The organism is Nonomuraea sp. NPDC001831, assembly GCF_042892035.1.
GTDB lineage: Bacteria > Actinomycetota > Actinomycetes > Streptosporangiales > Streptosporangiaceae > Nonomuraea.
The window spans coordinates 585,522-598,011 of record NZ_JBIATU010000003.1; the positions used below are offsets into that span (position 1 = coordinate 585,522).

Genomic DNA, 12,490 nt, shown 5'->3' on the forward strand with positions numbered 1-12,490 from the left:
CGTCGAGGGCGCTCACGCCAGGCCCCGCAGGAACGCCACGCCCGCCCGCACGTCGTCGGCCGGGCCGGCGCCCGCCGGGGGCTCGGCGTCGAGGACGACGTCCTGCTCCATGACGTACCAGCCGTCGTAGCCGGCGGCGGTCAGGCGTTCGACGATGCCGCGGACGTCCACGTCGCCGCGGCCGAGCCGGCGGTAGATCCCGGCGCGGACGGCGTCGGTGTAGGTCAGCTCACCGGCCCGGACGCGGGCGGCGAGCGCGGCGTCGACGTCCTTCAGGTGCACGTGGGCGATGCGCTCGGGGACGCGGGTGACCAGCTCCAGCGGGTCGCCGCCGCCGATGAGCAGGTGCCCGGTGTCCAGGCAGAGCGGGACGGCGCTGCCGCCGAGCACCCGGTCCACCTCCTGGCCGGTCTCGACCATGGTGCCGACGTGGGGGTGCAGGGTGAGCGCGCGGCCGTCGCCCTTGGCCTCGTGGAAGGCGCGGTCGAGGTTGCCGAGCAGGGTGCGCCAGCCGGTGTCGTCCAGCTCGGGACGGGCGTCGTAGCCGTCGGCGCCGGTGGCGGCGGCCAGCACGACGACCACGTCCGGGTCGAAGGCGTTCCAGGTGGCGCGGAGGGCGGGCAGCGGGTCGTGGGCGGGGTCGTGCAGGACCGCGGGGACGAATCCGCCCACGGCGCGCAGCCCGTACCGGCCGAGCAGGTCGCGGTCGGCGGGCAGGAAACCCTCGGGGCCCAGCTCGGTGGCGGTCAGGCCGAGCTCGGCCATCTCGGCGAGCACGCGGTCGGCGGTGAGCTGGTGTCCCCATCCGGGCACCTCGCACACGCCCCAGGAGATGGGTGCGGCGGCGATCCTCACTTGGCCACCTCCAGCACACGCACCGGACGGCCCTCGCGGCGCGCCAGGTCGGCAGCCTCGGCCAGGTAGAGGGCGGCCAGGGCGTCGCGGACGGTGCAGGGGCTCTCGCTCTCGCCCCTGGCCATCGACAGGAACGCGCCCATCTCGGCGACGTAGGCGTCCTCGAACCTGGTCTGGAAGTCCGGCCACGGCGGCCCGCCGGGGCTCAGGCCCTCGGCCGAGCGCAGCGGGGTGCGGTCGCCGAGCCCGACGGCGCGGGTGCCGAGCGTGCCGGCCAGCTCCATGCGCACGTCGTAACCGGCGCCGTTGTAGCGGGAGCCCTGCAGGGTGACCAGCGTGCCGTCGTCCATGACGATCAGGGCGGCGCTGTTGTCGACGTCCTCGGCGGCGGCGAAGTACGGATCGCCGCGGTTGGCGCCGACCGCCTGCACGACGTCCGCCTCGCGGCCGGTGACCCAGCGCAGGATGTCGAAGTCGTGGATGTGGCAGTCGCGGAAGATGCCGCCGGACTGGGCGACGTACTCGGCGGGCGGCGGCGCCGGGTCGCCGGTCAGCATGTGCACGCGGTGCAGCTCGCCGAGCTCGCCCGCCAGCAGCGCCTCGCGGGCGGCCCGGTAGCCGGCGTCGAAGCGGCGCTGGAAGCCGATGTGCACGCCGATCCCGGCCCGTTCGACGGCCTCGGCCACCCGCAGCGTCTCCTTGACGGTCGGCGCGGCCGGTTTCTCGCAGAACGCCGGCACTCCCCGCTCGCACGCCCTCAGCAGGCCCTCGGCGTGGGCGGAGGTCGGCGTCGCGAGCACCACCGCGTCCGCGTCGAAGGGATCGCCGGTACGGGCGCCGAGCCGCCGGGCCACCTCCTCCGCCCTCGCCGTGTCCACGTCGGACACGACGAGCTCGTCAACCAAGGCGGACAGGGTGGTGGCATGGAACATGCCTATACGTCCAAGGCCCAGCAGACCCACACGCATGATCGCTCCTCATCCAGGGGGGCCTCCAGTTCTAGATGAACAGGAGATGAACAGTCAAGACTTTGTCCTGACATAAGGATGAACTGTCGTAGCTGGGAGGCCAGGTCCTGGCTCAGCTCGCACGTAAGAATGTCTTGACAAATTATTCACGTGACGTTCATCGTGAGCACACAATGGCGCCGGTCGGGGCTGGCGCGGCGCCTTGCGAACCCGAGAGGCAAGAGGAGTGACGCCATCATGAGGCGTACCGGGAAGATCATCTCCATGGCGTTGCTGGCGTCCGCCGCCGTGGCGTGCGCGCCCTCCACCGCAGGCGGAGGACCGTCGGCGGCGGCGACGGCCAAGGCGCTGCCCGGCCCGTCGCTCGATGCGAACTTCGACCTGGAGGCGCTGGTCGCCGCGGCGAAGAAGGAAGGCAGCGTCCTGGTCTACGACTCCAGCGGCGACATCGAGGAAGTGGCCAAGGCGTTCACCGCGAAGTACGGCATCGCCATGGAGGGGGTGAAGTCCGACACCCCGCAGACGGCCGAGAAGATGACCAGGGAGCACGCCGCCGACAACGTCACCATCGACGCGGCCATGTACGAGGACGGCGGCGTCCTGGTCGGCCAGCTCGCGCCGCAGGGCGTCACCCAGACGTGGATCCCCGGCGACCTGAAGGACCAGATCCCCGCCGAGAACCAGAACCCGCTGCTCGCGCTCTCCAAGGCGACGGTCTTCGGCTACAACACCAAGCTCTCCCCCGGCGGCTGCCCGGTGAAGAACGTCTGGGACCTGACCGATCCGGAGTGGTCCGGCAAGCTGGTGATGCAGGACCCGCTGGGCAAGCCCACCGTGCTGTCGTTCTTCACCCAGCTCGACGCGTACGGCAACCAGGCGCTCGAACAGGCCTACCAGGCCAAGTACGGCAAGCCGCTGAAGACCGAGGAGAAGAGCGCCGCGCAGGAGTGGATCAAGCGCCTGTCGCTCAACAAGCCGGTGCTGACCGGCTCCGACGAGGACATCTCCGCCGCCGTGGGCGCGCCGGCCGCCACGGACAAGAAGATCGGCTTCATGTCGATCTCGAAGTTCCGCAACAACGAGGACAAGGGCTACCACCAGGCCGCCTGCGAGGGGATGACCCCCTTCACCGGCTTCAGCTACCCCAAGTACGCGGCGATCGCCACCAAGAGCAAGCACCCCAACGCGGCCAAGCTGTTCGTGCACTTCATCATGACCGAGGAGGGCGTCAAGCACGAGATCGGCGAGGGCGGCGTCTCGGGCAACAGCACGGTCAAGCCGATGGTCACCCCGCCCGGCCTGTCGGACTGGCAGGGCCAGCTCTTCCACACCGACCCCAAGGGCCTGCTCGGCGACCTGCAGAACCGCCAGGCCATGTCGGACTTCTGGCGCGTCAACCGCAGCTAGCGCGGGCCGTCGCACAGCCCGGCCGGGAGGATCCCCGGCCGGGCGCGTCGGCATGCCCTGGCAGTCGTGCAACACCTAATGTCCTGACATAAGGACGACCTATTGATTTCTTGTAAACTGGTCGTTACGTTTTGGGGCAACATCAACACCCCGAACGAGGAGGCGCAATGCGTCCCCTGTCCAGGCTCTCCCTGGCAGCCCTGATGTTGACCGTGTTGGGCGGGATCGCCGCACCCGCGTCCGGCGCCGGCGTGGCGACCGTGTACCCCGACGTCGAGACCCCTTCCCTCTACGACGACGAGGCCGGCGGCGACGCCAACGGCGACGACCCCGCGATCTGGGTCGACCCGTCCGACTCCGAGGACAGCGTGGTGATCGCCACCGCCAAGAAGGGCGGCCTGTACGTCTACGACCTCGACGGGCAGCAGCTCCAGCACCTGCCGGCGCCCGCCGCCCCCGGGCCGGACGACGAGGCGGGCCGCTTCAACAACGTCGACGTCGCCTACGGCTTCGGCGGCAGGGACCTGGCGATCGTCTCCGACCGCGGCCGGGACACGCTGCGCATCTACGCCATCTCGCACGGCCACCTCACCGACGTGACCGACCCGGCCGCGCCGTTCGTGTTCAACACGACGCAGCAGCAGGTCAACGACGCCGAGACGGCCTACGGCCTGGCCGCCTGGAAGGACTCCACCGGCACGTACGCGCTGGTCAGCCGCCGGCACAAGACCTCGGTCGGCCTGGTCAAGCTGCTCGCCAAGCCGGGCGGCAAGATCGGCTACCAGCTCGTGCGGACGCTGAGCCTGCCCAACTCCTTCACCCTGCCGAACGGCCAGACCTGGTCCCCCTGCCTTGAGCCGGACGAGCAGGCGCAGGTCGAGGGCATGGTCGTGGACCAGGAGCGGGACGTGCTCTACGCCGCCCAGGAGGACGTCGGCATCTGGCGGATGCGCGCCGACCTCACCGGCACGCCCGTCCTGGTGGACAAGGTCCGCGAGTACGGCGTCCCGGGCACCTACGACCCCGCGACCGAGGAGTGCACCCCCGGCGCCGACCCCGGCTACGGCGGCAAGCACCTCACCGCGGACGCCGAGGGCCTGACCATCTACTACCGCGAGGACGGCAAGGGCTACCTGCTGGCCTCCAGCCAGGGCGACAACACCTTCGCCGTCTACCGCAGGGAGGGCTCCAACTCCTACCTCGGCCAGTTCCGGATCGGCGAGGCGAACGGCATCGACGGCTCGGAGGTGAGCGACGGCTCGACCGTGCTCAATGTGCCGCTGGGCGAGTTCGACGAGGGCATGTTCATCGCCCACGACGGCGTGAACACGCCGGCCACGGCGGACCGGGAGAACACCAACTTCAAGTTCGCCGACTGGGGCGACATCGCCGACGAGCTGGACCTGGACGTGGACACCGACGGCTGGGACCCGCGCGACTGATCATCGCCGCCCAGCGGTCCCGCGACCCGGGGCGCCGTCCAGCCGGACGGCGCCCCTTCGCCGTTTCGGGCGTCATTCCGCTGATTTGGGCATGCCTTCGCGGAGCAGGGAGAATGGGGTGCGCGTGCGGAGGAGGAGCGTGACCGAGAGCCAGTCGCTTGACCACCTCGCCCGCCGCCTGGAAGAGGTGGTCGGCGAGCTGCGCGGCATCCCCGTCGACGTCGAGCGGCTGGAGGACCCCGAGCTCGTCCGCCGGCAGATCCTGCGCGCCACCCGGTCGTCGGCCGAGCTGCGGGCCATGCACCCGGTGGGCTCGCGCGAGCAGGGCCGCGAGGAGCAGCGCAGCCGGCGTACCGTGCTGGACGCCCTGCGCGAGGGCCTGTCGATGCGCACGATCGTCCATTCCAGCGTGCTGGACGACCCGCGCAAGGCGGCCCGCATCAAGGAGCTGCACGCCGCCGGCGACCTGCACCGGGTCATCGACGAGCCCATCCAGCAGCTGCTGATCTTCGACCGCTCCGTGGCGTTCGTCCGGATCACCCCGATCGCCTACACGCCGGGCGCGTTGATGATCAGGCAGCAGGGGCTGATCGCCACCCTCATCGACCTGTTCGAGCTGTCGTGGGCGCGGGCCAGGGAGGTCACCGAGCCGGCCCATCGGCTCTCGCCCCGGGAGCGGGAGGTGCTGGCGCTGATCGCCGAGGGCCGGTCCAACAGCGCCGTGGCCCGCGCCCTGTCGATCACGGAGGCGGCCGTCGGCAAGCACGTGGCCTCCGTGTTCGCCAAGCTCGACCTGCCCGCGACCGACGACGCCAACCGGCGGGTGCTGGCGGTGCTGGCCTACCTGCGCGGCGTGGCGAGGTAGGGCCAGGGCTACCTCGTCCTCGCCCCAGCACCCGTGCGGGCGGGCCGCGGCGGGCGCTTCGATGGACGTCATGCAGAGAATGACTGGATTGCTGGTCGGCGCGGTGTTCGGCGCGGTGTTCGTCGTCGTCAACGCGGGCGGCCCGCTCGACGGCGTGACCGCCGGCGTTCTGCGGGCCGTCGCGTGCCTGGCGGCGGCGGCCGTGCTCGCGATGTGGTTCGGCGCCGCCCGCGCCGAGCGCACCGCCCGCGCCGAGCCCGCCGAACCCGCCCGACGCCTGGAGTCCGCCGGCCCCGCCCGACGCCTGGAGTCCGCCGGCCCTCGCGCAGGGGCGGGCCGGCGGAGGCCCGGCGGGCGGGGCATGTTCGGGGGCGGCTACGTGGCCGTGGTGGTGGCCGAGGTGGTCCTGCTGTTCGGCGGGCTGCGGGTGCTGGCCGCGCTCGGACGTCCGGAGGAGGGGAACGTGGCGTGGGTGGCGTTCGTGGTGGGCGTGCACTTCGTCGCGCTCGCGCCCGTGTGGAAGGACTGGAGCATCGCCGTGCCGGGCGCGGCGCTCACGCTGCTCGGGGCCGGCGGGCTCGTCCTGGCCGCCACGCCCGCCGTGGCGTGGGTGCCGGTCGTCAGCGGGGTGCTGTCCGGCGTGGTGCTGCTGGCCGGCAGTCTCACCCTCGGCCTGCGCGGTACGGCGCGGGCGATGGCCTGACCGTCCGGCGGGCGCGCCTTCTCCCCCGGCACAGACCCTCTGATACTCTCTGTGCTGAATTGATTACTTTCTGTCGCTAGGGGAGCTAGTGTGAAGGTCGCCTGCGTCGGCGGTGGGCCCGCCAACCTGTACTTCTCGATCCTGATGAAGCGGGTCGACCCGTCCCACGAGGTCGCCGTCTACGAGCGCAACCCGGCCGGGACCACCTACGGCTGGGGCGTGACCTACTGGGACGACCTGCTCAACAACATGCGCGCCGCCGACCCGGAGTCGGCGGACGTCATCCGGGAGAACTCGATCCGCTGGGACAGCTGGGTCACCCACATCCAGGACCGCGCGACGGTGACGCTCACCGAGTCGGACGAGGGCTTCGGCATCTGCCGCCACCGCCTGCTCGACATCCTCGCCGACCGGGCCCGTTCGCTGGGCGTGCACGTCGAGCACGGCCGCGAGATCGCCTCGCGCGAGGAACTGGACGCCGACCTGGTCGTGGCCGGCGACGGCATCAACAGCACGCTGCGCGCGCCGCACGCCGACCATTTCGGCACCGAGATCGCAGTCGGCCGCAACCACTACATCTGGCTCGGCACCACGAAGGTCTTCGACGCCTTCACCTTCGCCTTCTCCGAGACCCCGCACGGCTGGATCTGGTGCTACTGCTACGTCTACAGCGGCGACCACAGCACGTGCGTCGTCGAGTGCTCCCCCGAGACCTGGAAGGGGCTCGGCCTCGACCAGGCCAGCGCGGCCGACGGCCTGGCGCTGCTGGAGAAGATCTTCGCCGACGTCCTGGACGGCCATCCGCTCATGGGAAGGGCGCACACCGACGGCAGCGCGTACTGGCTGAACTTCCGCACGCTGACCAACCGCACGTGGTACCGCGACGACCTCGTGCTGCTCGGCGACGCCGCGCACACCACCCACTACTCCATCGGCGCGGGCACCGCCCTGGCCTTCGGGGACGCCGCCTTCCTGGTCAACGCGCTGAACCAGGAGCCGGAGCTCCCGGCCGCCCTCGCCCGCTACGACCGCGAACGCCGCAAGGCGATCCTGCCGCACCAGAAGTCGGCCCGCCTCAGCGCCCAGTGGTACGAGAACCTGACGCGCTACATCGACCTCTCGCCGATGGAGTTCATCGCGCTGCTCGGGCAGCGGCACTCCCGGGTGCTGCCGCACATGCCGCCCCGCGTGTACGCCCGGGTCGACCGCGTCCTCAGCTGGTTCGGCGGGTTCGGCGGCTCCGGCAAGGACTGACCGGGAGGCGCGCCCGCTCAGGCCTCGATCAGGGGAAGTCCTTCGGGTTCACGGGGCTGGTGCGGGCGTTGCCGCCCCTGACCGGGTTCAGGGTCAGGGTCCAGATGGTGTACTGCGTCGAGGTCGTGCGGAAGCGCAGCCGGTCGTTGAACTTCTGGTACGTCGCGCCCCTGGTGAAGCGGCCCTTCGACACGCTGAACCGGTAGCCGGTGGTGAAGAAGATGCGGTACGTGCCGTCCCGGACGTCCCGGATGCGGGCGGTGGACCGCGCGCGCACGTAGACGCTGACCGCCTTGGTGCGCCCCTTGACGATGGTGACGACGCCGTCCTTCGACGTGCCGTTCTTGATCTTGAGTACGCCCCGGCCGCCGCTGAGACGGTCGTAGACGATCCGGCCGTTGGCCGGGCGGGAGGCGGCCTCCTGGACGACCGAGGAGGTCTGGACGGCGGCGGCCCGCAGGCCCGTCGTGGCGGCGCCGGCCGGGGCGGAGGTCAGCAGCGTGCCGGTCAGCGCGACGGCCGCGACGACCCCCGCGCGTAACGAAGTTGCTTCGAGGAGTCTCTTCACCATGGTCTTCTCCTTGGGGGCATGGTCAGACTGATCGCGTACCCGTGTATATCAGGACAGACCGCTTCTACGCTCGTAGACTTTAAGCCGTCCGTTCGGCTCCGAGAGGCGGCACGATGAGCTACGTCCCCGTTCCCTACGACCCTGAGCTGGCGGAAGGTCTCGCGGCGTTCCTGGCGGCGGTCGAGGGCATTCCGCTGCGCGCGGACACCATCCAGCGCAACCGCGAGATCTTCGCCGGGCTCATCCCGCCCATGGAGGCGATCGTCGCCGGCCGTCCCGTCGAGTGGTGGGACGTGGACGTGCCCGGCCCCGAGGGCGCCCCCGACGTCACCCTCACGGTCGTCCGTCCCAAGGGCGGGCCCGCGCCCGGCGCGGCGGCCGTGTACGAGATCCACGGCGGCGGGATGATCCTGGGCACCCGCTTCTTCGGCATCGAGGGCCTCATCCAGGCGGCCCTGGAGCACGGCATGGTCGGGGTGACGGTCGAGTACCGGCTCGCCCCGGAGAACCCGGCCCCGGCGGCGGCCGAGGACTGCTACGCGGGCTTCGTCTGGACCGCCGGACACGCCGAGGAGCTGGGGTTCGACCCGGGGCGGCTGCTCGTGTCCGGCTTCAGCGCGGGCGGGGGGCTCACGGCGTCCGTCGGCATCATGGCCCGCGACCGGAACGGCCCGGCCGCCGCCGGGCTCTACATCGGCGCACCCATGATCGACGACCGGAACTCGACCGTGTCGAGCCTCCAGTACGACGGCATCGGCGCCTGGGACCGCAACAACAACGACACCGCCTGGACCGCCCTGCTCGGCGACCGGCGGGGCGGCCCGGACGTGCTGCCGCACGAGGTCCCGGCGCGGGCGGCCGACCTGTCCGGGCTGCCGCCGGTCTTCATCGAGGTCGGGGCCGCCGAGGTGTTCCGGGACGAGGCGGTCGAGTTCGCCACGCGCATCTGGGCGACCGGCGGCCAGGCGGAACTGCACGTATGGGCCGGCGGCCACCACGGCTTCGCGAGCATCCCGTCCGCCCGCGTCTCCCGCGCCGCCCAGCAGACCAAACACTCCTGGCTGCAACGCACCCTGGGCATCTGACCCCACCCCCTCCCCACAACGAGGTGGGCGGCGGGCCGGGGATTCGGGGGCGGTGCGGGGTCAGGGGGTGAGGGTGCGGTGGAGCCAGGAGAGGCGGGTGGCGAGGGCGGCGTGCGTGATCTCGTGGTCCGGGGCGAAGATGTCGAACCCGTGGAAGGCGCCGTTCCAGATGTGCAGCTCGGCCTGCCCGCCGGCCGCCCAGATCCGCGTGGCGTACGCGACGTCCTCGTCGCGGAACAGCTCGGCCGCCCCCGCCTCGATGAACGCGGGCGGCAGCCCCGACAGGTCGGCCGCCCGCGCCGGGGCCGCGTGACAGGGCACGTCGGCGTCGGGGTCGCCGGCCCGCTCGCCGAGCAGGGCCCGCCAGCCCAGCAGGTTCAGGGCGCGTGGCCAGGTGCCGAGGCCGTCGTACTGGTGGCTGGAGACGGTGGTGTTGCGGTCGTCCAGCATCGGGCACAGCAGGAGCTGGCCGGCCAGGCGGGGGCCGCCGCGGTCGCGGGCCAGCAGGGCGACCCCGGCCGCCAGGCCGCCGCCGGCGCTGCCGCCCATGACCACCACGCGCCCGGGGTCCACGCCGAGCTCGGCGGCGTGCCGCGACATCCAGGTCAGCCCGGCGTAGCAGTCCTCGACGGGCGCCGGGTGGGGGTGCTCGGGGGCCAGGCGGTACTCGACGTTGACGGCGACGACGCCCAGCTCCTCGACGAGCGCGACCAGGCGCGGCGTGTCCATGGCCCGGTGGCCGGTGATCATGCCGCCGCCGTGGATGTTGTACAGCCCGGGGACCGGGGCCCGCAGGCGGCGCGGGCGCAGGACCGTGACCTCCAGGTCCGGCGCGCCGGCCGGGCCGGGGACGAGCAGCTCCTCGGCGTCGATCTCGCGGTCGCCGATCACCTCGGCGACCGGCGGCATGGGCATGGCCGCCCCGGCGGCGCGCATCAGGGGGATGGTGTCCAGGGTGGGGGCGGGACCGTCCGGCCGGGGCATGCCGTCCAGGACGGCGGCCAGCGCCGGGTCGAAGGGCACGGGGACGGGGGCGGGAGGCACGGAGGTGGAGGGCCCGAGGGCGGAAGGCGCAGGGTCGGGGGGCACGGGGGTGGGGGGCATGGTTCTCCTGGTCACTGTGGTGCGGCGAAGGCGAGTGCCCGTGCCGGGTTCTCGACCATGATCATGTGGATGGCCTCGGGGCTGACGCCGAGGCGGCGCAGGGCGGGCAGGAAGTGCCGCGGGATGTAGTCGTAGCCCTTGCCGCCGTACCGCTTGAGCTGGATCTTCTGGCACACGTCGTGGCCGAGCACGATCTGGCCCGCGTAGCCCCGTTCGACCAGGTCGGCGATGCCGCGCAGGACCTTGTGGTCGCTGCCCAGGACGAGGTGCCCCCACGGGCTGCCCGGCGCGGCCAGGAAGTCGAACTCGACGAAGACGCCGCGGGCCAGCAGCCGCTCGGCGAACTCGGGGCCGGACAGGACGTCCGTGCAGTGGCCCAGGACGACGTTGCCGGGGGCGACGCCCTCCTCCTGGAGGATGTCGAGCACCCGGAACTTCTCCTCGCCGACGCCGCCGACGTGGAAGGTGACCGGCGCGCCGGTGACGCGGGCGGCCCGACCGGCGGCCCGTACGCTCTTGAGCTCGCCCCCGGTCAGCGGCACCGACTCGGCGCCGACCTCGCCGATGATGCCCGCGCGCACGCCGGTGCCGTCGGCTCCGAGCACGACGTCGCGCACGATGACGTCGGCCAGCTCGTCCACGGTTCGCTCGTCCATGTCGGCCGGATGGAACGCCGGGGTGTACCAGCCGCCGCCCATGACGATGTGCATCCCGCTGGCCCGGGACAGCCGCAGCAGCGCCTCGGGGTCGCGGCCGAGGCCGATGGGCGAGACCTCGACCATGGTGCGGCCGCCGCTGTGGGCGAAGGCGAGGGTCTCGGCGAGCATCTCGTCGAAGTCGCCCAGCAGGTCGTTGTCGGCGTTCGGCCCGCCGTGGCGGGTGCGGGCGAGGTTGGCCAGGGTGAGCGGCTCGGCCGCCGCGGGCGCGTCCTCGCCGGGCCGGCGGGACCGGACGGGCCTGCGCAGGTCGATGAAGATGTGCTCGTGCATGGACGTCTGCCCGAGCAGCGCCGGGTCCACCGGGCCGGCGACGGTGAGCGCCTGCCCGGACAGGTCGGGGATGGGGAAGGGGTAGCGGCTCACGAGCCCGCCTCCTCGGTCCGGAGCGTGAGCAGCCGCCTCGGGTTGCGCACGGTGACGGTCTCGATCAGCTCGTCGTCGGCTCCGAGCATCCTCAGGTACGGCACGAACTGCCGCAGGACGAACGCGTAACCGCCGCCGCCGTAGGCCAGGAGCTGGGACTTGGCCCGTACGCCCTGCGACAGCAGGAGGCGTCCGGCGTGGCCCCGGCGGGCGAGTTCGAGCACGGCCGCGGCGACGTCCTGGTCGTCGGAGACGCTGAGCGCGGTGGGCAGCCTGCCGAGCTGGTCGAACTGCACGAAGACGCCGCGTCCGAGCAGCGGTTCGAGGTCGTCGGGCCGCGGGGAGAGCGCGTCGCAGTGCCCGACGGCCACCCGCGTGAGGTCCGCGCCCTCCTCGGCGAGCAGGTCGAGGACGCGCTGCTGGACGGCCGGGTCCTCGTTGCGGGCCAGCGAGACGGCGGCGCCGGTGGCCGCCGCCGCGCGGGCCGCGGCGACCAGGAGCGCGCGCTCGGCGGGCACGCCGGGGTCGAGCGCGGCCAGCTCGCCGATGACGCCGGCCCGCACGCCGCCCACGCCCTCGGTGAGGTCGCGCATCAGCTCCTCGGCCAGCTCCTCGGCCGGCGCGGCGACGCCCCGGGCGGAGGTCGGGGCGGCGGTGTCCCGGGCGGAGGTCGGGGCGGCGGTGTCCCGGGCGGCGGTCAGGGCGGCGGTGTCCCGGGCGGCGGTCCGTGCGGGGTGGTGCCGGCCGCAGCCCATGACGACGGTCACGCCGGTCTCCTCGGCGAGCCGGCGCAGCCCGGCCGGGTCGCGGCCGAGCCCGTCGGGTGTCAGGTCCACCACCGTGCCGCCGCCTGCCTGCCGGAAGGCGGCCAGCTCGGCGGCGGCCAGGTCCGCGTCGCCGAGCAGCAGGTCGTCCCGGTTGACGGCGCCCATGCCGACCTCGCCGAGCAGGTCCATCGTCAGCGGCGCGCGGTAGAGCCACAGAGCGCCGGCCGCCGTGGGGCGGGTGCGGCCGGTGCGCGCCCAGGACTCGGGCGTGTCGTCGGGCGGGGCGAAGTCGCTCAGCAGGTGCTCGTGCGGCAGGACCGCGCCCAGCGAGGCCGCTGGGACCTCGCCGGTGACGGCCACGACCGTGGCATCGGTGGTGGACACACG

12 protein-coding genes are annotated in these 12,490 nt (G+C 72.7%); 6 read left to right on the forward strand and 6 right to left on the reverse strand.

What is annotated here, in order from left to right; translation table 11 throughout:
• Positions 1-12: 12 nt before the first annotated feature.
• Together ACFYYW_RS13485 and ACFYYW_RS13490 are read right to left on the reverse strand one after the other, a co-directional pair.
• Positions 13-855 (reverse strand): TIM barrel protein, encoded by an 843-nt coding sequence (locus ACFYYW_RS13485; protein ID WP_387648215.1) that lies wholly within the window; start codon positions 853-855, stop codon positions 13-15.
• Complete coding sequence (locus ACFYYW_RS13490) at positions 852-1,823, reverse strand: Gfo/Idh/MocA family oxidoreductase (protein WP_352324725.1); 972 nt, start codon at positions 1,821-1,823, stop codon at positions 852-854. Before ACFYYW_RS13490 ends, ACFYYW_RS13485 begins: the two co-directional genes overlap by 4 nt.
• 237 nt (positions 1,824-2,060) lie before the next feature.
• On the opposite strand from ACFYYW_RS13490, the gene ACFYYW_RS13495 reads away from it, so the two are divergent.
• The 5 genes from ACFYYW_RS13495 to ACFYYW_RS13515 all read left to right on the forward strand — a co-directional run bounded on the left by ACFYYW_RS13495 (position 2,061) and on the right by ACFYYW_RS13515 (position 7,494).
• Positions 2,061-3,230: an ABC transporter substrate-binding protein gene (locus ACFYYW_RS13495; RefSeq protein WP_358006489.1), complete on the forward strand. Its 1,170-nt coding sequence runs from the start codon at positions 2,061-2,063 to the stop codon at positions 3,228-3,230.
• Positions 3,231-3,433: 203 nt separating this feature from the next.
• Positions 3,434-4,672, forward strand: a complete 1,239-nt coding sequence (locus tag ACFYYW_RS13500; protein ID WP_387648220.1) for a phytase — start codon at positions 3,434-3,436, stop codon at positions 4,670-4,672.
• A 139-nt stretch (positions 4,673-4,811) separates the two neighbouring features.
• The gene (locus ACFYYW_RS13505; protein ID WP_352324722.1) at positions 4,812-5,537 is read left to right on the forward strand and encodes a helix-turn-helix transcriptional regulator; all 726 of its coding nucleotides are present in this window, start codon (positions 4,812-4,814) and stop codon (positions 5,535-5,537) included.
• Between the two features lie 79 nt (positions 5,538-5,616).
• On the forward strand, positions 5,617-6,240 hold the full coding sequence (locus ACFYYW_RS13510; protein WP_387648223.1) for a hypothetical protein: 624 nt from the start codon (positions 5,617-5,619) through the stop codon (positions 6,238-6,240).
• A 90-nt stretch (positions 6,241-6,330) separates the two neighbouring features.
• Positions 6,331-7,494, forward strand: coding sequence for an FAD-dependent monooxygenase (locus tag ACFYYW_RS13515; RefSeq protein WP_387648226.1), 1,164 nt, complete (start codon positions 6,331-6,333; stop codon positions 7,492-7,494).
• A 28-nt stretch (positions 7,495-7,522) separates the two neighbouring features.
• Here the strand turns inward: ACFYYW_RS13515 and ACFYYW_RS13520 are convergent, their stop codons facing one another.
• On the reverse strand, positions 7,523-8,065 hold the full coding sequence (locus tag ACFYYW_RS13520) for a hypothetical protein (protein WP_352324719.1): 543 nt from the start codon (positions 8,063-8,065) through the stop codon (positions 7,523-7,525).
• A 113-nt stretch (positions 8,066-8,178) separates the two neighbouring features.
• Between ACFYYW_RS13520 and ACFYYW_RS13525 the strand changes: the two genes are divergently transcribed.
• Positions 8,179-9,150 carry an alpha/beta hydrolase fold domain-containing protein gene (locus tag ACFYYW_RS13525; RefSeq protein WP_387648229.1) on the forward strand — a complete coding sequence of 324 codons (972 nt, stop codon included), beginning with the start codon at positions 8,179-8,181 and terminating at the stop codon, positions 9,148-9,150.
• Positions 9,151-9,210: 60 nt separating this feature from the next.
• Here the strand turns inward: ACFYYW_RS13525 and ACFYYW_RS13530 are convergent, their stop codons facing one another.
• Genes ACFYYW_RS13530 through ACFYYW_RS13540 form a run of 3 tightly spaced genes read right to left on the reverse strand, consistent with a single transcriptional unit; the run spans position 9,211 to position 12,487 of the window.
• Positions 9,211-10,254, reverse strand: a complete 1,044-nt coding sequence (locus ACFYYW_RS13530) for an alpha/beta hydrolase (RefSeq protein WP_387648232.1) — start codon at positions 10,252-10,254, stop codon at positions 9,211-9,213.
• Positions 10,255-10,265: 11 nt separating this feature from the next.
• On the reverse strand, positions 10,266-11,336 hold the full coding sequence (locus ACFYYW_RS13535; RefSeq protein WP_387648235.1) for a phosphotriesterase: 1,071 nt from the start codon (positions 11,334-11,336) through the stop codon (positions 10,266-10,268).
• On the reverse strand, positions 11,333-12,487 hold the full coding sequence (locus ACFYYW_RS13540; protein WP_387648238.1) for a phosphotriesterase: 1,155 nt from the start codon (positions 12,485-12,487) through the stop codon (positions 11,333-11,335). The genes ACFYYW_RS13535 and ACFYYW_RS13540 overlap by 4 nt, the downstream gene beginning before the upstream one ends.
• Positions 12,488-12,490 lie beyond the last annotated feature (3 nt).